Source organism: Mesorhizobium sp. B2-2-3, assembly GCF_006442405.1.
Classification (GTDB): domain Bacteria; phylum Pseudomonadota; class Alphaproteobacteria; order Rhizobiales; family Rhizobiaceae; genus Mesorhizobium.
This window is the reverse complement of record NZ_VFWC01000010.1, coordinates 132,904-153,836: the sequence shown is the minus strand read 5'-3', so window position 1 is coordinate 153,836 and position 20,933 is coordinate 132,904. Positions and strand designations below refer to the sequence as shown.

At 64.1% G+C, this 20,933-nt stretch carries 23 protein-coding genes; 10 read left to right on the top strand and 13 right to left on the bottom strand.

Features of this window, described 5'->3' with window-relative positions; translation table 11 throughout:
• Positions 1-175: 175 nt before the first annotated feature.
• Positions 176-328, bottom strand: coding sequence for a hypothetical protein (locus FJ951_RS28510; RefSeq protein WP_181167704.1), 153 nt, complete (start codon positions 326-328; stop codon positions 176-178).
• Positions 329-419: 91 nt separating this feature from the next.
• On the opposite strand from FJ951_RS28510, the gene msuE reads away from it, so the two are divergent.
• Genes msuE through FJ951_RS19870 form a run of 5 tightly spaced genes read left to right on the top strand, consistent with a single transcriptional unit; the run spans position 420 to position 5,066 of the window.
• Complete coding sequence (gene msuE, locus FJ951_RS19890) at positions 420-977, top strand: FMN reductase (protein ID WP_140516898.1); 558 nt, start codon at positions 420-422, stop codon at positions 975-977.
• A gap of 34 nt (positions 978-1,011) precedes the next feature.
• Entirely contained in the window at positions 1,012-2,370 is a 1,359-nt protein-coding gene (locus FJ951_RS19885) for an LLM class flavin-dependent oxidoreductase (protein ID WP_140516896.1), read from the top strand.
• A 24-nt stretch (positions 2,371-2,394) separates the two neighbouring features.
• A complete protein-coding gene (locus tag FJ951_RS19880; RefSeq protein WP_140496422.1) occupies positions 2,395-3,243 on the top strand; it encodes an ABC transporter permease in 849 nt (282 codons plus the stop codon).
• Positions 3,244-3,291: 48 nt separating this feature from the next.
• A complete protein-coding gene (locus FJ951_RS19875; protein ID WP_140516894.1) occupies positions 3,292-4,290 on the top strand; it encodes an ABC transporter substrate-binding protein in 999 nt (332 codons plus the stop codon).
• A gap of 17 nt (positions 4,291-4,307) precedes the next feature.
• Positions 4,308-5,066, top strand: a complete 759-nt coding sequence (locus tag FJ951_RS19870) for an ABC transporter ATP-binding protein (protein WP_140516892.1) — start codon at positions 4,308-4,310, stop codon at positions 5,064-5,066.
• A gap of 40 nt (positions 5,067-5,106) precedes the next feature.
• Here FJ951_RS19870 and FJ951_RS19865 read toward each other — a convergent pair whose 3' ends face one another.
• Complete coding sequence (locus FJ951_RS19865; RefSeq protein WP_140666080.1) at positions 5,107-6,330, bottom strand: MFS transporter; 1,224 nt, start codon at positions 6,328-6,330, stop codon at positions 5,107-5,109.
• Positions 6,331-6,481: 151 nt separating this feature from the next.
• Here FJ951_RS19865 and FJ951_RS19860 point away from each other — a divergent pair, with 151 nt between their 5' ends.
• Positions 6,482-7,351 carry a helix-turn-helix transcriptional regulator gene (locus FJ951_RS19860; RefSeq protein ID WP_140496018.1) on the top strand — a complete coding sequence of 290 codons (870 nt, stop codon included), beginning with the start codon at positions 6,482-6,484 and terminating at the stop codon, positions 7,349-7,351.
• Between the two features lie 116 nt (positions 7,352-7,467).
• Here FJ951_RS19860 and FJ951_RS19855 read toward each other — a convergent pair whose 3' ends face one another.
• The 7 genes from FJ951_RS19855 to FJ951_RS19825 form a co-directional block, all read right to left on the bottom strand.
• The gene (locus FJ951_RS19855; protein WP_019860650.1) at positions 7,468-8,403 is read right to left on the bottom strand and encodes a ribose-phosphate pyrophosphokinase; all 936 of its coding nucleotides are present in this window, start codon (positions 8,401-8,403) and stop codon (positions 7,468-7,470) included.
• A gap of 239 nt (positions 8,404-8,642) precedes the next feature.
• Positions 8,643-9,272 (bottom strand): hypothetical protein, encoded by a 630-nt coding sequence (locus tag FJ951_RS19850; protein ID WP_140516888.1) that lies wholly within the window; start codon positions 9,270-9,272, stop codon positions 8,643-8,645.
• A gap of 43 nt (positions 9,273-9,315) precedes the next feature.
• Positions 9,316-10,467, bottom strand: coding sequence for a Xaa-Pro peptidase family protein (locus tag FJ951_RS19845; RefSeq protein ID WP_140516886.1), 1,152 nt, complete (start codon positions 10,465-10,467; stop codon positions 9,316-9,318).
• Positions 10,467-11,261, bottom strand: coding sequence for a peptidoglycan editing factor PgeF (gene pgeF, locus FJ951_RS19840; protein WP_140516884.1), 795 nt, complete (start codon positions 11,259-11,261; stop codon positions 10,467-10,469). Before pgeF ends, FJ951_RS19845 begins: the two co-directional genes overlap by 1 nt.
• 357 nt (positions 11,262-11,618) lie before the next feature.
• On the bottom strand, positions 11,619-12,716 hold the full coding sequence (locus FJ951_RS19835) for a class I SAM-dependent methyltransferase (protein ID WP_140516882.1): 1,098 nt from the start codon (positions 12,714-12,716) through the stop codon (positions 11,619-11,621).
• Positions 12,713-13,573, bottom strand: coding sequence for a prolipoprotein diacylglyceryl transferase (gene lgt / locus FJ951_RS19830; protein ID WP_140496012.1), 861 nt, complete (start codon positions 13,571-13,573; stop codon positions 12,713-12,715). The genes FJ951_RS19835 and lgt overlap by 4 nt, the downstream gene beginning before the upstream one ends.
• Before the next feature lie 131 nt (positions 13,574-13,704).
• On the bottom strand, positions 13,705-13,944 hold the full coding sequence (locus FJ951_RS19825; protein ID WP_031250360.1) for a BrnA antitoxin family protein: 240 nt from the start codon (positions 13,942-13,944) through the stop codon (positions 13,705-13,707).
• 214 nt (positions 13,945-14,158) lie between these two features.
• Between FJ951_RS19825 and FJ951_RS19820 the strand changes: the two genes are divergently transcribed.
• The 3 genes from FJ951_RS19820 to FJ951_RS19810 all read left to right on the top strand — a co-directional run bounded on the left by FJ951_RS19820 (position 14,159) and on the right by FJ951_RS19810 (position 15,654).
• Positions 14,159-14,461, top strand: a complete 303-nt coding sequence (locus tag FJ951_RS19820) for an accessory factor UbiK family protein (protein WP_140516880.1) — start codon at positions 14,159-14,161, stop codon at positions 14,459-14,461.
• Between the two features lie 316 nt (positions 14,462-14,777).
• Positions 14,778-15,278, top strand: a complete 501-nt coding sequence (locus tag FJ951_RS19815) for a YbjN domain-containing protein (RefSeq protein ID WP_127855850.1) — start codon at positions 14,778-14,780, stop codon at positions 15,276-15,278.
• Positions 15,279-15,294: 16 nt separating this feature from the next.
• Positions 15,295-15,654, top strand: coding sequence for a tRNA-binding protein (locus tag FJ951_RS19810; protein WP_140496010.1), 360 nt, complete (start codon positions 15,295-15,297; stop codon positions 15,652-15,654).
• Between the two features lie 13 nt (positions 15,655-15,667).
• Here the strand turns inward: FJ951_RS19810 and FJ951_RS19805 are convergent, their stop codons facing one another.
• From FJ951_RS19805 to FJ951_RS19790, 4 genes are all read right to left on the bottom strand, one after another.
• Complete coding sequence (locus FJ951_RS19805; RefSeq protein ID WP_140516878.1) at positions 15,668-16,690, bottom strand: glycosyltransferase family 1 protein; 1,023 nt, start codon at positions 16,688-16,690, stop codon at positions 15,668-15,670.
• Between the two features lie 249 nt (positions 16,691-16,939).
• On the bottom strand, positions 16,940-18,355 hold the full coding sequence (locus FJ951_RS19800; protein ID WP_140516876.1) for an ATP-binding protein: 1,416 nt from the start codon (positions 18,353-18,355) through the stop codon (positions 16,940-16,942).
• Positions 18,356-18,403: 48 nt separating this feature from the next.
• Entirely contained in the window at positions 18,404-19,123 is a 720-nt protein-coding gene (locus FJ951_RS19795; RefSeq protein ID WP_140496007.1) for a response regulator transcription factor, read from the bottom strand.
• A complete protein-coding gene (locus tag FJ951_RS19790; protein ID WP_181165219.1) occupies positions 19,110-19,643 on the bottom strand; it encodes a MarR family transcriptional regulator in 534 nt (177 codons plus the stop codon). The genes FJ951_RS19795 and FJ951_RS19790 overlap by 14 nt, the downstream gene beginning before the upstream one ends.
• Before the next feature lie 258 nt (positions 19,644-19,901).
• Between FJ951_RS19790 and FJ951_RS19785 the strand changes: the two genes are divergently transcribed.
• Positions 19,902-20,795 (top strand): branched-chain amino acid aminotransferase, encoded by an 894-nt coding sequence (locus FJ951_RS19785; RefSeq protein WP_140496006.1) that lies wholly within the window; start codon positions 19,902-19,904, stop codon positions 20,793-20,795.
• Positions 20,796-20,933 lie beyond the last annotated feature (138 nt).

Sequence of the window (20,933 nt, the reverse complement as noted above, 5' to 3'; positions counted from 1 at the left end):
CGACCCGCACGGCGGGTCGTCGATTTGATCCTCGCCCCGCACAATTCACCGTCGGAACGGCTGCCAGGCGCGGGTGTGGCCAACGATCGCTCGTCAACGCCGCGCACAGCGCCTGGATCTCTCGGTTCAGGCATCGAGTTCGGCCAGCGTCATGCCCGAGCGTTCGGTCGGGGTCTCATTCGGGCGTTGCAGTGGACGGGCAGCTTGCGGCGGCGGTCGGGTCGACCTGGATCTGTCGCTCGTCGGCCTGGCGTCCGAGAATGGCGACGCCCTTGGCCGAAACCGCGCATCTGCCGAACCACTGAAGGGCGCCGCGGCGCAAACTCAATCTCTCTATTCCGCCAGTTTTGAAATCTTCTCGCTCATTTAATTCTACAAAATTGGTAGTCTTAATGAATAAGGACCGCGAGGAGAGCCCGATGACGAACAAGCTGGTGGTGGGAATATCCGGCAACCTGACCCGCCCATCGAAGACCAAGGCCTTTATCAGCCATATCGCCGGCGAGACGGCGAACCGCATCGGGGCGACCTCGGCTATATACGACATTGAAAATCTCGGTCCGTCGCTGCCCGCGGCTCGGCGCCTCGGCGATCTCGATCCGGCGGCCCGCGCCATCATCGAACAACTGGTCGGCGCCGACGTGCTGGTCGCGGGGTCGCCGACCTTCAAAGGCAGCTATACCGGGCTCTTCAAGCATTTGTTCGATCTGCTCGATCCGTCGTCGCTGCGCGGAAAACCGGTCATCCTTGCCGCGACGGGCGGCGGCGAACGCCACTCGCTGATCGTCGAACATCAGCTGCGGCCGCTGTTCGGTTTTTTCGAGGCGCTGACCGTGCCGACCGCGATCTACGCATCGGACAGGGATTTCGCCGACGGCGTCCTGGTGTCGGAGGCCATCCATGCCCGCGCCCGGCAGGCGGTTGCCGAGGTTTCCCGCGTCGTCGGGACGGCACGCAGCGTCGGCCTCGCCGCCTGAACTCCAAATGGTTTTCGAACAAAGGGACCCAGCCATGACCATCAAATCAAGACAGATCAAGCTCGGCGCCTTTCTACCCGGTGGCGGCCAGCATGTCGCCGCCTGGCGCCATCCCGACGCTCCGGCCGACGGCGCGACCAATTTCGAGTTTCACAAGCAGCTCGCGCTGACCGCCGAACGCGGCTTGTTCGATGCCTATTTCCTCGCCGACAACCTGACGGTCGGGCTTGGCGCCCGTGAAGGCGGCAACGCCAAGATCGCGGGTTTCGAACCGGTGACGTTGTTTGCGGCGCTGGCGCCGCTGACGACGCATCTCGGATTCATCGCCACGGCCTCGACCACCTATGAGGAGCCCTACACGCTTGCCCGCAAATTCGCCTCGCTCGACCTCTTGTCGAATGGCCGGGCCGGCTGGAACGTCGTCACCTCGGCGGGCGACGACACGGCGCGCAACTTCAACCGCGACATCCAGCCCAACCATGCCGAGCGCTACGCACGAGCGCATGAGCATGTCGAGACGGTCAAGGCGCTGTGGGACAGCTGGGAGGACGACGCCTTTATCCGCGACAAGAAAACGGGCCGCTTCTACGACAAGGACAAGCTTCACGACATCGACCACAAGGGTGAGCATTTCAGTGTCAAAGGGCCGCTCAACGTGCCCCGCCCGGTGCAGGGCCACCCCGTGGTCGTGCAGGCGGGCCAGTCCGAGGATGGGCGCAAGCTCGCGGCCGCCTCGGCCGAGGTCATCTTCACCGCGCATCAGAACCTTGCCTCCGCGCAGGAATTCTATCGCGACATCAAGGCCCGCGTGGCGGCGGCCGGCCGCGATCCCGAACAGGTGCTGATCATGCCGGGCGTGGCGCCCTTTGTCGGCCGCACCGAAGAAGAGGCGCGAGCCAAGTATCAGCAATTGAACGACCTGATCCTGCCCGAGGACGGCGTCGCGCTGCTCAACGGACTTGCCGGGCAGACGCTCGATCTCAGGGGCTATCCGCTCGACGGACCGCTGCCGCCGAGCCGCGAAACCGAAGGCATGAAGAGCCGCCAGGCGCTGATCCGCCAGATCGCCGACGAGCACAACTTCTCCATCCGCCAGCTCTATCAATGGGTCGCGACCGCACGAGGCCACTACACCGTGATCGGCAGCGCCATTCAGGTCGCCGACCAGCTGGAGGAATGGTTCAGCAACGAAGCCGCCGACGGGTTCAACGTCCTGCCGCCATGGCTGCCCGGCGCGCTAGACGATTTCGTCGACCTGGTGGTCCCCGAATTACAGCGGCGCGGCCTGTTTCGTACAGCTTACGAGGGCAGGACGCTGCGCGAGAATCTTGGCCTCAAGCGGCCGCAGAACCCCTGGACGGTTGCCCGTTCGACCGTGCTCGCCGCCGAATGATGCGTTGAAGCGAAAGGCATGACGATGACTTTGCAGCACATTGAACGGCCGACCGGCATCGGCGCGCATGAAAACGGCAACGGGCTCGGCGCCGATATTCTGAGCCTGGCTGGCCGAACCCTCACGCGTCTGCTGTCGCGCTATGGCGTGCTTTTGGGGTTCCTGGCGCTCTGGCAGGCGGCGGCGAGTGGCGGCTGGGTCAATGCCGCGGTATTGCCGCCGATCGACATGATCGTCGTAGCGCTCTGGAAGGGCCTCGCCGGGGGCAGCCTGCTCGGCGACATCGCCATCAGCCTGCAGCGCGCCGGCCTCGCCTTCGCCGCGGCGGCTACGGTCGCCATCCCGCTCGGCCTCGTCATGGGTCAGACCCGCAGCGTCGAGACGGCGCTCGATCCGATCCTGCAACTGTTCCGGCAGACCTCGGCCCTGGCGCTCTATCCCGTCTTCATCCTGCTCCTGGGTCTGGGTGAGGCCTCCAAAGTGTTCGTCATCTTCTGGGCGACGCTGTTTCCGCTGCTGCTCAACACGATCAGCGGCGTCAAGGAGGTCGATCCGAAGCTGCTCGAAATGGCGCGCGTCTACGGCGCCCGGCGGCTGACCATATTCCGCCGCGTCGTGCTGCCGGGCGCCGTGCCTTCGATCTTCGTCGGGTTGAGGCTCGGCGCGACCACCGCGCTGCTGTTGCTGATCGCCTCGGAAATGATCGGCGCCAACAAAGGCATCGGCTTCCAGGTGATGAACGCGCAGTACAATTTCCAGATCCCGCTGATGTTCGCGTCCATCGTCATCCTGGCCGCGCTCGGCCTGATCGCGAACCAGGTGCTGGTCAGCCTGCAGCGGCGGCTTTGCCGCTGGAGCAGTTCCGCCGGCTGAACAGCCGCCCCCATCATCGTCATTTTTTGAAAAGTGAAAGGCCGGATCATGACCATCACACGCCGCTCCCTGCTTCTGCGCGCTCCTCTTGCCGCCGGCATCATCGCCGTCGGGCTACCGTCGATCGCGCGCTCGCAGGCCGCTTCCGTCAAGATACGCTATCTCGCCAGCCGCGGTGGCATCTCTCCGCATGAGCTCGCCGACCAACTCGGCTACTTCAAGGGCCTCGGCATTGAGCTTGAGAATGTCGGCTATGCCGGCGGCGGCCCGGAATCGCTGTTCGCGCTCGCCTCCGGCAGCGTCGACCTGGGTTCGGCCGCCACGCCGGCCGTGATCAACTCGATCGCCGGCGGCAACGACTTCGTCGCCGCCTATCCGAGCAACGGCATCAACAGCCAGGTCAAAAGCGTCTTCTATGTGCTGGAGGACAGCCCGATCAGATCGATCGCGGACATCGCCGGCAAGACGATTTCGGTCAACACGCTCGGCGCCCATCTCGATTACGCGGTGCGTGAGGCGCTGCACAGCGTCGGCCTTCCGCCGGACGTCGCCAAGCTCGTCGTGGTGCCCGGGCCGCAACTCGAACAGACGTTGCGCTCGCATCAGGTCGATGTCGCCGGGCTCGGCTACTGGCAGGCGACTTTCGCGGGCGCCCTTGTGGCTAATGGCGGTGTGCGCGGCGTGTTCAACGACGCCGACGTGCTGGGCGAGATCGCGGGCGGCTTCGTCGTGCTGCGGCGGGATTTCATCGCCGCCAATCGCGACGCCGCCAAGAACTTCGTCGAACAGTCCGCGCGTGCGGCCGACTGGTCGCGGCAGAATCCCGACGAGGCCCGCGAGGTGCTGGCCGAAATCCTCGACAAACGCGGCGAGAACGGCGAACTGGCGCGCTACTGGACGGGTTTCGGTCTGCGCGAAAAGGCGGTGGCGACCGACCGCGACATCGACTTCTGGGTGGCTGTGCTCGAGCGCGACGGCCGCCTGCCGAGAGGCAAGCTCAAGGCTGCCGACATCCTCTACCGGCCAGGCGAAAGCAAGACCAATTGAGCAAGGAGGCACCCAGCATGGCCACAGCACGCGGCGAGGTCACGATCCGCGACCTGTCGAAGTCCTTTGCGCTCGGCGGGCGCTCGCTCGCCGTGCTGCGTTCGCTCAATCTCGACATCCGCTCCGGCGAGTGCCTGGTCATTGTCGGCGCCAGCGGATCGGGCAAGACGACATTGCTGCGCATCCTTGCCGGGTTAGAGATCGCCGATGAAGGCGCCGTTGCGATCGACGGCAAGCAAATAAAAGGCGTCGGCGCGGAGCGGGCGGTGATCTTCCAGGAACCGCGCTTGCTGCCGTGGCTGAGCGTACTTAGCAATGTCGCCTTCGGCCTCGAAGTTCGCGGCGTGCCCAAGGCGCAGGCCGAGCAGAGGGCGCGCTTCTACATAGCATTGGTCGGTCTTGCCGAGTTCAGCGATGCTTACCCGCGGCAGCTTTCGGGCGGCATGGCGCAACGCGTCGGCATCGCCCGGGCTCTGACGGTGCAGCCCGAGATCCTGCTGCTCGACGAGCCGCTCGGCGCCCTCGACGCCATGACCAAGATCTCCATGCAGGAGGAACTGGCGCGCATCTGGAGCGAGGAAAACGTCACCATGGTCATGGTCACCCACGATCTGGAGGAGGCGATCTATCTGGCCGACAGAGTGCTGATCCTGCCCAAGGAGAAAGGCGGCGCGGCGCGGCTGATCACCGTCGACCTGCCGCGTCCCCGTGACCGCAGCGAAAGCCGCTTCGTGCGCCACCGTGAAGAGTTGCTGCGCGAATTCGGCCTGCACTGAGGCCTCGACGCGCTCGCACGTGTCGAGACGCTTTCCCAGGCTAGGCCTTTCGTGCTTCCTTCATATTGGGCAGGAACACCGTCAACAGGCCCAGGAACGGCAAATACGAGCAGATCTGGAAGACGAAGTCGATGCCCTTCATGTCGGCCACGATGCCGAGCACGGCTGCCGCTATGCCGCCGACGCCGAAGGCGAAGCCGAAGAAGATGCCGGCGATCATGCCGACGCGGCCCGGCACCAGTTCCTGCGCGAAGACGACGATGTTGGAGAAGGCCGACGACAGGATCAGGCCGATCAGCACCGTCAGCACCATCGTCCATTCCATGTTGGCGTAGGGCAGCGCCAGCGTGAAGGGCAGCACGCCGACGATGGAAAACCAGATCATCGCCTTCTGTCCGTAGCGGTCGCCGAAGGGACCGCCGAGCAGGATGCCCAGCGCCGAGGCGCCGAGGAACAGGAACAGCATGACCTGCGACATCTGCACCGAGACGCCGAACTTATGGATGGCGTAGAAGGTGTAGTAGCTGGAGAGGCTGGCGATGTAGGCGTTCTTGGTCAGCACCAGCAGCGTCAGCACGGCCAGGGCCCCCATCACCTTGCGGCGCGGGAAGGGCGAGACGAAACTGGACGTCTTGCGGTTCGCCTGCGTGGCGCGCAAGCGGCTGTACCAGCCGCCGACCTGCCACAACACGACGATGCCGATCAGCGAGCCGACGGCGAACCATGAAATGCTGGTCTGGCCGAAAGGCACGACGATAAATGCCGCCAGCAGCGGTCCCATGGACTGGCCGAAATTGCCACCGACCTGGAACAGCGACTGCGCCAGGCCGAAGCGGCCGCCTGAGGCGAAGCGGGCGATGCGCGAGGATTCCGGATGGAAGATCGCCGAGCCGATACCGATCAGCGAAGCGCCGATCAGGAGCAGCGTGTAGTGGCCGGCATAGGCAAGCACGATCAGGCCGATCAGCGAGGAGGCCATGCCGTAGGGCAGGGAATAGGGCATTGGCCGCTTGTCGGTGATCATGCCGATCACCGGCTGCAGCAGCGACGCGGTCACCTGGAAGGTGAAGGTGAGAAGGCCGATCTGCCAGAAATCGAGGCCGTAATTCTCCTTCAACAGGGGATAGATGGCCGATAGCAGCGACTGCATGATGTCGTTGATGCAATGGCAAAAACTCACCGCCAGGATGACGGTGAAGGCCGTCGCCTGGGCTGAAGCATGGCTGGCGGTCGCGGGAGGGGCGACGGCTGTCGTATCGGTCAAGGTAGGCTCCGTAGTCTTTTTGGCGGGCATACCCGCGGGCAAGCTGGCGGACGCTCCTGCGGCCGCCTTGGGAACGGATGGCTTATAGGCCGCTTGCGGGACGACTTCTTTCGTGGTTTGGTCCAATAGTTTCGCAAGTGGGCCATAGCTTATGCCGCATGGCAGGGAAATTTTTCACGCTGGCAATGCCGACCTCGAGCAGTTGCACGAGCGTCGCTGGCTATGGCTGGAGCAAGTGGCCGGGCCGGCGGTGGCGTTGCCGACCGAATATCCCGACGGCTACCATGTGCCGCGGCACCGCCACAGCCGCAGCCAGTTGCTGCATGCGCTGGTCGGTGTCGTGCTGGTGACGACGCGGCACGGGCGCTGGATGGTGCCGCCCGATCACGCCATGTGGATCCCCGCGGGCACCGAGCATTCCGTCGAGATGCTGGGCGATGTCTCGATGCGCTCGGTCTATGTCATGCCGGGAGCGATCCCCGGACTGCCGGAAGGCTTGCGCGTCGTCGGCGTCACCGACCTGATGCACAGCCTGATCGTTGAATCGGAAAAACTGCCGCAAGGCGGCGTGCTGGAAGGGCGTGGCGGGCTGATCATGAATCTCCTGCTGCACGAAATTCCGACTTTGCCGGAGCGGCCGCTTGGCCTGCCGTTCCCCTCCGATCCCAGGCTGGCGGCGCTGTGCCGGCGTTTCGTGGCGGCACCGTCGCCGCGCGCGACGATCGACGAGTGGGCGGACGCCGCCGGCATGAGCCGACGCTCCTTCACGCGCGCCTTTCATCGCCAGACCGGACTGTCGCTGTCGACATGGCGCCAGCAAGCATGCCTGTTCGCGGCGCTGCCGAGGCTCGCCGATGGGGAGCCGATCACCCGGGTGGCGCTCGATCTCGGCTATGACAGCGTGCCGGCCTTCATCACCATGTTCAAGCGCATGCTGGGTGCCTCGCCGCGCGGCTATATGCGCGGCGCGCGAGATGCCGGCGAAAACCCGCGGCGCATAGGCGGTCCGATCGCCGCTTGAGGCATGCCGATGGCATCAAGCTGATGCGGCAACCCTCGGTCTGAGGTCCATTGCAGGAGCACTGATTGCACGTTGTAATCTGTTTTGCTGCGCTACGCGCCCGCCGGGATCGACAATTAGTCGAACAGGCTCGACACCGATTCCTCGGTTGCCGTGCGCGAGATGGCTTCGCCCATCAGATCGGCGATCGAGATGACGCGGATATTGGGGGCGTCGAGCACGCCCTGGGTCGGCTGGATGGAGTCGGTGATCACCAGTTCCTGCAGCTTGGAGCCGCTGATGCGGGCGACCGCGCCGCCCGACAGCACGCCATGAGTGATATAGGCGGTGACGCTGGTGGCGCCGTTAGCCAGCAGCGCATCGGCGGCGTTGCACAGCGTGCCGCCGGAATCGACGATGTCGTCGATCAGCAGGCAGTCCTTGCCGGCGACCGCGCCGATGATGTTCATGACCTCCGATTCGCCGGGACGCTCGCGGCGTTTGTCGACGATGGCGAGCTGTGCGTCGAAGCGCTTGGCCAGCGCGCGTGCACGCACCACGCCACCAATGTCGGGCGACACCACGACGACGTTGCCGAGCTGCTTGTATTTCGCCTTCACATCGCGGGCCATGACCGGCACCGAGAACAGATTGTCGGTCGGAATATCGAAGAAGCCCTGGATCTGGCCGGCGTGGAGGTCGAGCGTGAGCACGCGGTCGACCCCGGCGCGGGTGATCATGTTGGCGACCAGCTTGGCCGAGATCGGCGTGCGGCCGGAGGCGCGGCGGTCCTGCCTGGCATAGCCGAAATAGGGGATCACCGCCGTGATGCGCTTGGCCGACGAGCGCATGAAGGCGTCGATCATGATGAGCAGTTCCATCAGGTGATCGTTGGTCGGAAAGGAAGTCGACTGCAGGATGAAGACATCCTCGCCGCGCACGTTTTCCTGGATCTCGACGAAGATTTCCTGGTCGGCGAAGCGCCTGACGCTGGCCTTGCCCAGCGGGATGTTGAGATAGCGGGCGACCGCCTCGGCCAGCACCCTGTTGGAATTGCCCGCGAAGAGTTTCATGCACCGTTCCTGGTGGAGGATGGAGAGCCCCAACAGACTCGCCTACGCCCTTTAACCGGGCTTTTAGCGGCCCGCGCGGCTATTGCAAGCACCGTGATTGGAAATCCGCCGGCTAATCCTGGGAAATGTTCGCGCCATCGCGTATGGGCAACACCGGGCAGCGGACCCGGCGCCGCTGCTCCTTCCCCTTGTTCAAGCATCGGATTTCCCCGCGGCCGTTTCCATTCGGGTCCGATGGTCTAGCCCGCCTTGCCGCCGAGCCATGCCGCGAACTGGTCGATGGTCTGGTCGGCGATCGCCTGCATGGTGGCTGGCGCCACCGCTTTCCAACTGTCGCCGCCCCCGCTGGCGCCGGAATTGGCCGAAGTCGCCTTCTGCTGGCCGTTGATGCGATGCAGGCGGTTGCCCGAGGGATCGTAGACGTCCCACACATAGATGACGGTGGTGTCCTTGCCTTCGGAGATCACCGAGAAATAGCCTTTGAGCACATGGGTCGCGGTCTGGTCGGCGCTGCCGGCCAGCGTGATGCCGCGCTGCCTAGCGCGCGTCTGCAACTCCGCCGTCAGCGGCGTCGCCGCTTCCACCGAAGCGCCGACGATCGGCGCGATCTGCAGGCGCGTCCTGGCAAGGATTGCGGCGGTCTGTGCGGGCGTGGCTGACGTCGTGGTCGTTGCTGGAGCGCCCGCCGTGGTCGTGGCAGGGCCAGCGGGCGCCGGGGTGGCGGCGCTGCCCTGGGTTGCCGGCGTGGCCGGCGCCGCGGCCGTGGGCGGGGTGATGGCGGAGGGTTCGAGGACGTCTTTTGCGTTGGTGCAGGCGGCGAGCGCCAGGACCACGAGCAATGACACGGTCGTCAGCTGCGATCGTCTCATTTGCCTTCTAACTCCTTGGCGAAGAACGCCTCCCATCGTGGATTCACTGTACGATCAAGTCGAGATCATGGCGGGAAAGCGGCTTCGGCTGTGATTCGGTCGTGAGATAGGTGCGGCCAAGCGTCATCGCCGTCTCGGTTTCGGAATCCATGATGATCATGTGGGCGAACAACGTCATGTTCGGCGCGATCGGCTCGGGATTGCCCTGGTAGAACATCGGCATGTCCATCCAGGACGGGGTGAAGCGGGCGCCGACCGAGTAGCCGCAGGCATTCAGCCGATGCTTGGTCAGTCCACGTGCCTCCATGACACGGGCATGCGCGTCGAACACGTCGCCGAAACTGTTGCCCGGCGTCATCGCCTTCTCGACCGCCAGCAGCGCGGCACGGGCCGCGTCGAACAAGTCCTGGTGACGCTTCGAGGCCTTGCCGGTCAGCACCGTGCGCATCATCGGCGCATGATAGTGATGAAAGACTCCCGCCCATTCGAGCGTCAACTGGTCGTTCTTGGTGAGCTTGCGGCGACCGGCCTTGTAGCGGCACAGCAGCGCGTCGACGCCGGAGCCGATGATGAATTCGTTGGCCGGATAGTCGCCGCCACCGGCAAAGATCGCGCCTTGCATGGCGGCAAGGATCAGCGCCTCGTCACCGCCCTGCTTGATCAGCGGCAAGGCGGCATCCAGCGCGTCGTCGGCCAGGTTCGCCGCCTTCTCGGCCTTGGCGATCTCGGCCGGGCTCTTGAACAGGCGCAGCCGACCGACGATGCCGGATGCATCGGCGATCTGGCCGAAGGTCTGCAGCTGCTCGTCGAGGCGGCGGCCATTATAGGCGGTCAGCCCATGAGTGTCGTATTCGACCCCGATGCGGGCGCCGAGCAGGTCGAGCTCGTTCAGCAGATTGCGCAGGTCGACGGCCGGATTGGCGCCATCGCGATCGGTCCACAGCACGATGTTGTCGATGATTGAGGTGTGGCGCGCCTGACGCAGGTCGGCCGAGCGGGTCAGCAACACCATGGACCCGTCGGCTTTCACCACCAGGCACTGGAAGAAGCAGAAACCGAACGTGTCGTAGCCGGTCAGCCAATACATGCTTTCCTGCGCGAAGAGCAGGATGGCGTCGAGCTTCTTCTCGGCCATCTCGATCACCAGCCGGTCGCGGCGCGCGTCGAATTCGGATCGTTCAAAATGCAGCGCCATCATTCACTCTCCAAAACAATTGCCGACACCTGACGGCCGTAATCGGGTTCCTTGCGGTGCGTCGTGCGCCGGTAGGAGTAAAACAGATCTTCCTCGGCATAGGTGCAGCGGCCGAGACCTTGCGCGGTCACACCCGCCCTGTCGAGCCGGTCCAGCGTGTAGCGGTTGAGGTCGAACATCGAACGACCGGGATTCGCCGAAGGCGCGAAATATCTGTCATTTTCGCCATCGGCCTCGACGAAGCGGGCGACGAATTCAGGCCCGACCTCGTAGTTTTCCGGGCCGATCGAGGGGCCGAGCACGGCGACGATGTTTTCACGCCTGGCGCCGAGACTTTCCATGGCGGCAATGGTGTTCTCGAGCACCCCCGTGAAGGCGCCTTTCCAGCCGGCATGCGCCGCGCCGATGATACGCGCCGCGGCATCCGCGAACAGCACAGGGCCGCAATCGGCGGTCGAGGCGCCGATGGCGATGCCCGGCCGGTCGGTGACGATGGCGTCGGCCTTGGGACGCTCGCCTGCAAAGGGTCCCCTGGCGACGACGACATCAGGCGAATGGACTTGCCAGGCGGTCAGGAGATGGTCCGCCGGCACGCCCATCCAGGCGGCGACACGGCGGCGGTTCTCGGCGACCAGCGCCTGGTCGTCATCCGAGCCGGTGCCGATGTTGAGGCCCTGATAGATGCCGGGCGAGACGCCGCCGACGCGGGTGAAATAACCGTGGCGGATGCCTTGTGCCTGCGCCAGGTCCAGCAGCGGCGACCGCACGGGATCCAGTTTGGTCTGATTCAGCATGTGGGCGTTGTTGTCCGTGTGGGCGGTTTCGTCAAGAAAAAGTCCGAAGCGAGACGGCCGGCGTTCAGCCGCTCTTTTACCGGACGGGAGATTGGGAGGGGTGACGATGAAAAGTCAATCCGGCGTTGCGAAGGGGCAACGCAACGAATCCGGGGTAACGGTTCCTTCGCCGCTGTGCGGTGAGGGAGCATTGAACGGAAAAACCCGCCTGTGCGGCGGGTCCCTGGCGCAACTCAGCACCATAACCAAATATCTACCATAGTTGCCTTCACCCTGTCAAGAAAAAATTCCTATCATGAGAAGTTGCCGGCCATGAAAAGCTACCGACACAACCGGACTGGCCGTCGTCACGCCTTGTCAATCCGAGCTCGGAGCCTGGGCAAAGGGGCGAACGGCAACGCCGCGCGGCACTATGGCAAGCACCTTGAACAGGTCGCCCATGGCCTGCGGCCCGGCGAGGCGTTCGACATCGCCAGCGATCTTGTCGCGTGCCGCCTGGCTGGCGTCGGCGCCAAGCCGGCCGGCGCGCTCCAGAATGCCCAGGCCGAGCAGGAAATCGCCCTGCGTCGATAGATGGGCGTCCAGACCATGCGCGCGCACCACCCCGGCAAGGGCGGCGAAATCGACATGGGAGGTGAGGTCGGCTTCGCCGGGATTGGCCAGCACATCTTCGTGATCATGACGGCGCAGGGCCTGCAACGTGTCGCCGACACCCGGCCGCAGATGGCCATAGTCGACAAACAAGCCGGAGCCGCCATGAGCGGCTATGCGCTCGGCGATGGTCGCCATCAGGGCGCTGCGCGCCGGCGCCACTTCGACGATCGCGCCTTGCGGTGCCTCGCCGGCATCGGCGGGCAGCAGCGTCGGGTCGAGCGAGCCGGCGCCGGCGAAGAAGGTAAGATTGTCAGCGCCGTCGAGGCCGACCACGCGCTCGCGCCAGCCAGTGCCGACGCGGACGAACTGGCGGATGGGGATGGCGTCGAACAATTCGTTGCCGACGATGAAGAGCGGCTGTGGCAGCAGCGTATCGATGGTCTCGTGCCAGCGAATCGAGAACGGTGTGGCGCCGAGCGTCTGTTTCTGCACCTCGGTCAGGCGCGGGCTGGTCTCGATCATGGCGAAAGCGGCGTCGTTGGCCAGTGCCGGTTCAAGCCGCGACAGGGTGCGAAGCATGTCCTTCATCAGCGTGCCGCGGCCAGGGCCGATCTCGCCGATGGTGACCGGCGTCGGCCGGCCGACCGCCAGCCAGGCCTGGTAGAGCCAAACGGCGACGAGCTCGCCGAACATCTGGCTGATCTCCGGCGCGGTGACGAAATCCCCGGCGGCGCCGAACGGTTCGCGCGTGGTGTAGTAGCCCGCCTCGGGATCGAACAGGCACAATGCCATGTATTCGTTGACCGGGATCGGCCCCGTCGCCTCGATCAGATCGACGATGCGTGCCTTCAGCCGCGTCATGTCGCCTGCGGCCGTGACTGCGGCACCGGCTTGGCTGTCGTCATCGCCCAAATGCCGGCCAGCACCATCGGCGAGGACAGGATCATGCCCATGGTCAGCCAGTTGGTGCCAAGGAGATAGCCGAGCTGCTGGTCGGGCTCGCGGAAGAATTCGACTGCTATGCGCGACAGGCCATAGCCGCAGATGAAGGCGCCGCCGACGAAGCGCGGCGTTTTCAGCTTGAGGCGAGAATGGGTGAGGAAGCGCAGCACGAGAAAGAGCACCAGGCCTTCAAGCAGGGCCTCGTAAAGCTGGCTCGGATGGCGGGTAAACGGCCCGCCATTGGGAAACTCGATCGCCCATGGCACGTCGGTTGGCCGGCCCCAGAGCTCGGAGTTGATGAAGTTGGCGACGCGCACGAGGCCAAGACCGACCGGCACGCCAGCGGCCACGACGTCGAACAGCGACCAGGTGCGGATGCCGCGCTTGATCGAAAACAGCGTCATGGCGAGGATGACGCCGAGCAGGCCGCCATGGAACGACATGCCGCCCTGCCAGACGGCGAAGATGTCGAGCGGATGCGCGATATAGCGCGGCAGGTCATAGAACAGCACGTAGCCGGTGCGCCCGCCCAGCACGACGCCGATGGCCGCCCAGATGATGAAATCATCGAGGTCCTCCGGCTTCATCGGCAGGATGCCGTCGGGCCAGAGTTTCGGATTGGCGGCGAGCCGCTTGGCGTACCACCAGGCGAACAGGATGCCGACGATGTAGCCGACGCCGTACCAGTGCACCGCCAGCGGCCCGATCTGAATCAGCACCGGGTCGATGTTGGGAAAGGGCAACGAGGCCAGCGGCAGCAGGAAATATTCGTTCAACGGGGAGCTCTCGGTTGCGTTTGGCGCGGACCATGCGGCAGGGTTTTGGCGGGGTCAAGGCAAGGTGGTCGGCCTCAAAGATCGGATCGGATCACCGCTTGCAGGCCCATCGCGCCGTGCGGGCGGTGAGCTCAATCCCTTGGCTTGGCGGCCACCAACTGCCGCAACGCGTCGTTGATCCTGTCCTGCCAGCCGGGGCCATCTTCCTGGAAATGATCGAGCACGGCCCGGTCGATCCGGATCGAAACAAGCTCGCGGACGTTCGGCGCGGCCGAAGCTTCGCGAATTGGCGGTGCCGGCTTCTTCACCGGTTTGAAGGCAGCTTCGGCGGCTGCCATCGGATTGGTCGGTCGGCGCGGAGGGGTTGCCATTGGTGACCTGACTGAAGTGTGCTTGAGGCAATACGAGACGAGAACACAATAGGCGAGCTTGCGCCCTCAAGTACAGCTCTGGCGCCGTTCGGGAGCTTCTTACAGGAATGGCACTGCCATGCGCCACAGCAACGCAGATGGAACGGCAACCCTCAACGTTCTTGCATTCGGCGCGCGGCACTACTAACTCAATTTCAGCAACCGAGGATTTGCCATGTCGACCGGACCGAACCGCATTCTCGACGAATTCGCCAAGCTGATGACCGATGCCGCGGGCGCCGCGCAGGGCGTGCGGCGCGAGGTGGAGACCGCCTTCAAGGGACAGGCCGAACGCATCCTGAATTCGATGGACGTGGTGCAGCGCGAGGAGTTCGAGGCCGCGCGCGAGATGGCCGCCAAGGCCAGGGAAGAGAATGCTCGCCTTGTCGACCGCATCGAGGCGCTTGAGGCCAGGCTTGCCGAACTGACCGGGCAGGCCACACCTGCGGCTTCCGCAAAGCCCAGGCCGAAAAAATAATTCGTTAAACTTTTCCACAAAGCACCAGCCTGAAAAGCGCTTTGCCGTGAATCGCTTACCGGCATTGCGTGACTCTGTGTGACAGCGCCTTTCCACATGCGAATGACGCAGCGCGAAAAATTGGGCTGTTCACGCGACTCCCGATCAATAGACTGAATTTGTTGCATGATTCGGAGCAGGGTCATGCGCCGGGCGGTGGGGTCCGGTCTGGGGTCTTTGCGTCGAGAAGTCCTGGCCGTCCGAGTTCTAGATCAGATTGTTCGTCGTGTGTGCCCCGCGGAGCGTGTGGCGCTCCCCTGAACACAGGAAGCATTCCATGGAACTTCTCGAACTCGAATTCTCCCGCGAAATCCATCCGGTGGATGTCATTGAGCAGGTGGCCCACAACAATGACTGGTCCTTCGAACGGGCCGGCGACGACGAAATCTCGATCTCGGTCGCCGGAAGCTGGACCGACTATCACGTCTCCTTCTCGTGGATGGAGGATTTCGAGGCGCTGCATCTGGCCTGTGCCTTCGACATCAAGGTGCCGGAGGCGCGCGCGCTGGAAGTGATGCGGCTGTTGTCGCTGATCAACGAACAGATGCTGTTCGGCCATTTCGACCTGTGGGAGCAGGAAGGCGCGATCATGTTCCGCCAGTCGCTGCTTCTGGCCGGCGGGGTCGAGCCTTCGAGCCAGCAGGTGGAGGTGCTGCTGTCGTCGGCGCTGGAGGCCTGCGAATGCTACTTCCAGGCGTTCCAGTTCGTCGTCTGGTCCGGCACATCGGCCAAGGACGCGCTGGCCGGGGTGCTGTTCGAGACTTTCGGCAACGCCTGACCAAGATGCCTTCGACATGAGTTCAAGCAGCGAGCGCAAGCCCGAGATCAGTTTCGCCGATTTCGATCGTGTCGACATCCGTGCCGGCACGATCATCGAGGCCGAACCGTTTCCGCAGGCGCGCAAGCCGGCGTTCAAGCTCAAGATCGATTTCGGCCCCGAGATCGGGGTGAAGAAATCGTCGGCGCAGATCACCAAATATTATACGCCCGAGACGCTGATCGGCCGGCAGGTGTTCGCGGTGGTCAATTTTCCGCCGCGCCAGATCGGGCCATTCATGTCGGAAGTGCTGACGCTCGGCTTTCCCGACGAGGAGGGCGCCGTGGTGCTCGGCGCCATCGAGCGCAAGGTGCCGGACGGCGGGCGGCTGTTTTAGCCGAGAGGGAGCGTCAGGCGGCCAGCTTCCGCGTCGTGCCCAGCGCCTCCTGGACCGTATCGAGAAACATTTCCGCACAGGCTTTCCAGCTGTAGCGCATGGCGCGTTCGCGCGCCTGGGCGCGGTCGACATCGAGGGCGGCGAGCGAGGCTTCGCGCAGGTCGCTGGAGACCGCGCCGCCGAAGCCGTCGCCGACGATGTCGATCGGTCCCGTGACCGGAAAGGCGGCGACCGGCGTACCGCTGGCCAGCGCTTCGATGATGACGTTGCCGAAAGTGTCGGTGCGGCTCGGAAAGACGAAGACGTCGGCCGAGGCGTAGATTTCGGCCAGTTCGTCGTTGGGGCGGTGGCCAAGGAAATGGGCGGCGGGGTAGCGCGCCTTGAGCTTCGCCAGTTCCGGGCCCTCGCCGACAATCACCTTGCTGCCGGGCAGGTCGAGATCGAGGAAGGCGGAGAGGTTCTTCTCGATGGCGACGCGGCCGACACAGAGGAACAACGGGCCGGGGAAGCCGAGATCCTTCCTCTTGTCGGGCCGGAAATGATCGGTGTCGACGCCGCGCGTCCATGGCCTCAGCTTGTTGAAGCCGCGCGCTGCAAGATCATCCGCCAGAGACTGCGTCGCGACCAGCGTGCCTTGGCCGGAATTGTGGAAATCGCGCAGCCAGCGATAGGCCCAGCTTTCCGGCACCGGCAGCCGGGCGCTGAGATATTCGGGAAAGCGTGTGTGGTAGCTGGTCGTAAACGGCCGGCCGGCATTGCGGCAGTAGCGCCGCGCCATGATGCCGAGCGGACCTTCGGTGACGATGTGGATGTGGTCTGCCTTGTAGGCCTCGATCAGGCGCGCGACATGACCTGGCGTGGTCAGCGCCAGGCGGATATCGGGATAGGTCGGCAAGGGCAAAGTGCGAAAGATGTTGGGTGTCAGGAAATCCACCGCGACGTCGAACGATTTCAGCGTCTCGGTGAGCCGCTCCAGCGTGTGGACGACGCCATTGACCTGCGGGCGCCAGGCGTCGGTGACCATCAATATGCGCATGGCGGGCCTTTGCTCGAAAGGTCGGCGGTTGCCTCGGTACGATGCCGGGACGGCGACCAGCCTGCGGCCCTCGCTTCGCTCCAGCGTACCCGGGCGGGCACGGGATCGAAGTGAGGCGGCGGGCTCGAATCAAGTGAGGTCGCGCGCTTCATGCGCGCTCTTCAGCATGGTTTCATGACGGGCCAATGAAATCGGCCGAGCATGACCTCGTCCGGAAACGGTTTCCGCTTCCCGCGATAAAAATCCCTGTCAGGCCGGAACCTTGATCACGGCGCGCAAGCCGCCGAGCGGGCTGACGTCGAGCGTGATGTCGCCGCCATGGCTGCGGGCGATGTCGCGGGCGATCGACAGGCCGAGGCCAGTGCCGCTGGCATCGAGATTGCGGGCCTCGTCGAGCCGCATGAAGGGTTTGAACACCTCTTCGCGCTTTTCGGCCGGAATGCCCGGACCGTCATCGTCGATGGTGACCACAAGCGAGCCGCGGCCATGATTGGCGGCCACGTCCACCGTCTTGGCGTAGCGGAAGGCGTTGCCGATGACATTCGACATCAGCCTGGCGAAGGCGTTCGGCCGCACATGCACGGTCGGATCGCCGGAAAGCGTCGTCGACAATTTGCATTTGCGCAACCGAGCTTCCTCGCTCAGCTTCTGGAAATAGGCTTCGAGATCGAAGCGCCCGGTGTCTTCCGAGGCCTCGCCGCGGGCGAAGGCAAGATAGCCTTCGAGCATCGACTGCATGTCGTCGATGTCCTGGTTGAGCGCGGCCTTGGTCTCGGCCTTGCCGCCCGCCAGCGCCAGCTGCAGCTTGAAGCGGGTGAGGATGGTTCTGAGGTCATGGCTGACGCCGGTGAGCATGGCGGTGCGCTGTTCGATCTGGCGCTCGATGCGCTCGCGCATCTGGATGAAGGCAAAACCGGCGCGGCGGACCTCCTCCGCGCCGCGCGGGCGGAAATCACGCGGCATCGGCCGGCCCTTGCCGAAGCTTTCGGCGGCTTCGGCCAGCGTCAGGATCGGCCGGATCTGGTTGCGCAGGAAGGGAATAGCGATCATCAGCAGCACCAGCGAGGTACCGACCATCCAGATCAGGAAGATGTGCGTGTTCGAAGCATAGGCCTGGCTGCGGCGCACGAAGACGCGCAACACCTTGCCTTCGAGCTGGACGCGCACCTCGATGATGTTGGAATTGCCGACCGTGTCGATCCAGAACGGCCGGTTGATCTGGCGGGTGATCTCAGCGGAGAGAACGTCGTCGAGGATGGAGAAGAACGGCTTTGGCCCAGGCGGCGGCAGCGGGTCGGGCGGCAGGAGGTCGACCTTCAACTGCATACGGTCCTGGGCGATGCGGATGATGTTGGCGTAGTCGGCGTCGTGCGGATAGGTCTCGATCAGGTCGATGATGGCGGCGATGTCGCGCACGGTCGCCTGCGACAGGCGCTGCGTCACGGTCGCCCAATGCCGCTCCATGAAGACGAAAGCGACCACCGATTGCAGCAGGATCATCGGCGCGATGACGATGATCAGCGAGCGCGCGTAGAGGCGCTTGGGCATATAGAGCGAAACGAGGCGCCAGAACCGGTTCCAGACGCGCGGAACCCTCTTGAGCAGCCGGGTGGAGCGCATGCTCAAGCCGTCAGATTCCGGCTGTTCCAGTTCCGTGGTCGCCATTCACCTTTCGCTCGCTCCGTGGCCGTCAGGCAGGCCGAAGGCGGTAGTCTATTCGACGCTGAGCCGATACCCAATACCGCGGACCGTCTGCAGCCAGACCGGATTGGAGGGATCGCGCTCGATCTTGCGGCGCAGCCGATTGATCTGGACGTCGATGGTGCGCTCGCCGACATCCGATTCGTCGCCGACCAGTTCGTGGCGCGGGATGGTTTCGCCGGCGCGCGCGGCGAATATCGCCAGGATCTCCTGCTCGCGATCGGTCAGCTTCAGCGCCTCGCCGCCACGCTTCAATTCGCGCCTGGCGATCTGGAATGTGTAGGGACCGAAGACGAGCTGCTCCACCTTGGGCGTGGTCGCAGGGCCGCCGCGGCGCAGGATGTTGTTTATGCGCAGGATCAATTCGCGCGGATCGAAGGGCTTTGGCAGGTAATCGTCGGCGCCGGCCTCCAGGCCGGTGATGCGGCTGTCGGTTTCCGATAGCGCCGTCAGCATCAGGATCGGCACGTTCTTCTCGGCCCGCAGCGCCTTGGTCAGGTCGACGCCGTTTTCGCCGGGCATCATCACATCCAGCACAAGAAGATCGAAGTCGAGGCCGGCGAGCTTGCGCCGGGCTTCGCCCGAATTGCCGGCGACGGTGACGCGAAAACCGTTTTCGGTCAGATATTGCTTGAGCAGGTTGCGGATGCGGGTGTCGTCATCGACCACAAGCAGATGCGGCGCATCGTCGTCCGGTGCGGCCGCGTGATCAGCGCGTTCAGTGCTCTCCATGGCTTTTCCCTGACATTTTTGCGGACCCAACGTCGATCTGGGCTCTCAGTTCCGGATTGACCATTGCTTCGAGGAAGCGTTCCACCTGGGTCCGTTCGGCGGCTCCGGAATCTTCCAATGCAGCATGGATGCGGCGCGACTGTGGCCGTGCCAGCGCCAGCGCCAGCGCGCGGCCCTTGGCGGTCGGATACAGTTCGCGCTGGCGACGGTCGCGCGGCCCTTGCAACTGCACGACATGGTCGGTGTCGATCAGCTGCTTCAGCACGCGCGCCAGGCTCTGCTTGGTGATCTTCAAGACATCGAGCAGTTCGGCGACCGTCAGGCCCGGCCTGCGGTTGACGAAATGCAGCACCCTGTGGTGGGCGCGGCCGAAGCCATAGTCGGCCAGGATCTGATCGGGATCCGAGGTGAAATCGCGATAGGCGAAGAAAAACAGCTCGATGAGGGCGAAATCAATGCCATCCTCGATTGACATCGCGGTCCTGATCGGTGTCCCGGCTGCTCGGCTTCGATCCGTCATCTTTTCTCCATGGGCAGGGAAGATTATGTCAGTACTATTGACGTAATTTCTCTGCAATGGTAATTTTTGACAAGGTTTTGGGCGGATTGCGAACGAAAAGGCAAGACAGGCCGGGTTTTCCGGAACTTCCTGAGTTTGCCAGAGCACGATTATCCGCCTACCTTTCCAGACAGCGGCAGGCGCCCCAACCAGTTGGCGCGGCCGACAAGAGCACGCAACGAACAACGATATGCGGGCTGCCGCCCGCGGGAGGTTACCATGGCATCCGTTCCCTTTGATCAACTGGACGGCTTCATCTGGATGAATGGCGAGTTCGTGCAATGGGGCGAGGCCAAGATCCATGTGCTGACCCACGGCCTGCACTATGCCAGCGCGGTGTTCGAGGGCGAGCGCGCCTATGGCGGCGAGATCTTCAAGCTCAACGAGCATACCGAGCGCCTGCATGAATCGGCGCGGCTGCTCGGCTTCAAGATCCCCTATTCGGTGGCCGAGCTCAACGACGCCTCCAGCACCCTGCTGAAGAAGCAGGGCTTCAAGGATGCCTATGTCAGGCCGATCGCCTGGCGCGGCAGCGAGCAGATGGGCGTTTCGGCGCAGAACAACCGCATCAATTGCGCCATCGCCATCTGGCAGTGGCCTAGCTACTTCGATCCGGCGCAGAAGCTGAAAGGCATACGTCTCGATATGGCTGAGTGGCGCCGGCCCGACCCGCGCACGGCGCCGTCCAAATCGAAGGCTGCAGGCCTCTATATGATCTGCACCATGTCCAAGCACGCCGCCGAGGCCAAGGGCTATGCCGACGCCATGATGCTCGACTGGCGCGGCCAGGTCGCGGAAGCCACCGGCGCCAACATCTTCTTCGTCAAGGACGGCAGGATCCACACGCCAAAGCCGGACTGCTTCCTCGACGGCATCACCCGCCGCACGGTCATCGGCCTCGCCAAGGACCGCGGCCTGGAGGTGGTGGAGCGCGCCATCATGCCGGAAGAACTCGAGGGCTTCGAGCAGTGCTTCCTGACTGGAACGGCAGCGGAAGTGACCCCGGTTTCGGAGATCGGGCCGTACCGATTCGAGGTCGGCGAGATCGCCAAGACTCTGATGAATGACTATTCTGCGGCCGTTCAGCCGAAGCACGCGATCGCCGCAGAATAACGAAAGTCACAGCTTTTCACGCAAGCAGGGGCGGTTTTCGGGCCGCCCCTTTTATTTCAGCGTTTCTGCATTTGACTTTCGCCGAATTCAGCGTCTCCATGATGGTGTCGGCCCGGGAGGCTGGCAGCTATGGAGGGA

Excerpts from the sequence above, each read along its gene's own strand:
- msuE (WP_140516898.1), top strand. The coding sequence starts at position 420 with ATGACGAACAAGCTGGTGGTGGGAATATCCGGCAACCTGACCCGCCCA.
- FJ951_RS19885 (WP_140516896.1), top strand. The coding sequence starts at position 1,012 with ATGACCATCAAATCAAGACAGATCAAGCTCGGCGCCTTTCTACCCGGT.
- FJ951_RS19880 (WP_140496422.1), top strand. The coding sequence starts at position 2,395 with ATGACTTTGCAGCACATTGAACGGCCGACCGGCATCGGCGCGCATGAA.
- FJ951_RS19875 (WP_140516894.1), top strand. The coding sequence starts at position 3,292 with ATGACCATCACACGCCGCTCCCTGCTTCTGCGCGCTCCTCTTGCCGCC.
- FJ951_RS19870 (WP_140516892.1), top strand. The coding sequence starts at position 4,308 with ATGGCCACAGCACGCGGCGAGGTCACGATCCGCGACCTGTCGAAGTCC.
- FJ951_RS19860 (WP_140496018.1), top strand. The coding sequence starts at position 6,482 with ATGCCGCATGGCAGGGAAATTTTTCACGCTGGCAATGCCGACCTCGAG.
- FJ951_RS19855 (WP_019860650.1), bottom strand. The coding sequence starts at position 8,403 with ATGAAACTCTTCGCGGGCAATTCCAACAGGGTGCTGGCCGAGGCGGTC.
- FJ951_RS19850 (WP_140516888.1), bottom strand. The coding sequence starts at position 9,272 with ATGAGACGATCGCAGCTGACGACCGTGTCATTGCTCGTGGTCCTGGCG.
- FJ951_RS19845 (WP_140516886.1), bottom strand. The coding sequence starts at position 10,467 with ATGGCGCTGCATTTTGAACGATCCGAATTCGACGCGCGCCGCGACCGG.
- pgeF (WP_140516884.1), bottom strand. The coding sequence starts at position 11,261 with ATGCTGAATCAGACCAAACTGGATCCCGTGCGGTCGCCGCTGCTGGAC.
- FJ951_RS19835 (WP_140516882.1), bottom strand. The coding sequence starts at position 12,716 with ATGACGCGGCTGAAGGCACGCATCGTCGATCTGATCGAGGCGACGGGG.
- FJ951_RS19825 (WP_031250360.1), bottom strand. The coding sequence starts at position 13,944 with ATGGCAACCCCTCCGCGCCGACCGACCAATCCGATGGCAGCCGCCGAA.
- FJ951_RS19820 (WP_140516880.1), top strand. The coding sequence starts at position 14,159 with ATGTCGACCGGACCGAACCGCATTCTCGACGAATTCGCCAAGCTGATG.
- FJ951_RS19815 (WP_127855850.1), top strand. The coding sequence starts at position 14,778 with ATGGAACTTCTCGAACTCGAATTCTCCCGCGAAATCCATCCGGTGGAT.
- FJ951_RS19810 (WP_140496010.1), top strand. The coding sequence starts at position 15,295 with ATGAGTTCAAGCAGCGAGCGCAAGCCCGAGATCAGTTTCGCCGATTTC.
- FJ951_RS19805 (WP_140516878.1), bottom strand. The coding sequence starts at position 16,690 with ATGCGCATATTGATGGTCACCGACGCCTGGCGCCCGCAGGTCAATGGC.
- FJ951_RS19800 (WP_140516876.1), bottom strand. The coding sequence starts at position 18,355 with ATGGCGACCACGGAACTGGAACAGCCGGAATCTGACGGCTTGAGCATG.
- FJ951_RS19795 (WP_140496007.1), bottom strand. The coding sequence starts at position 19,123 with ATGGAGAGCACTGAACGCGCTGATCACGCGGCCGCACCGGACGACGAT.
- FJ951_RS19790 (WP_181165219.1), bottom strand. The coding sequence starts at position 19,643 with ATGACGGATCGAAGCCGAGCAGCCGGGACACCGATCAGGACCGCGATG.
- FJ951_RS19785 (WP_140496006.1), top strand. The coding sequence starts at position 19,902 with ATGGCATCCGTTCCCTTTGATCAACTGGACGGCTTCATCTGGATGAAT.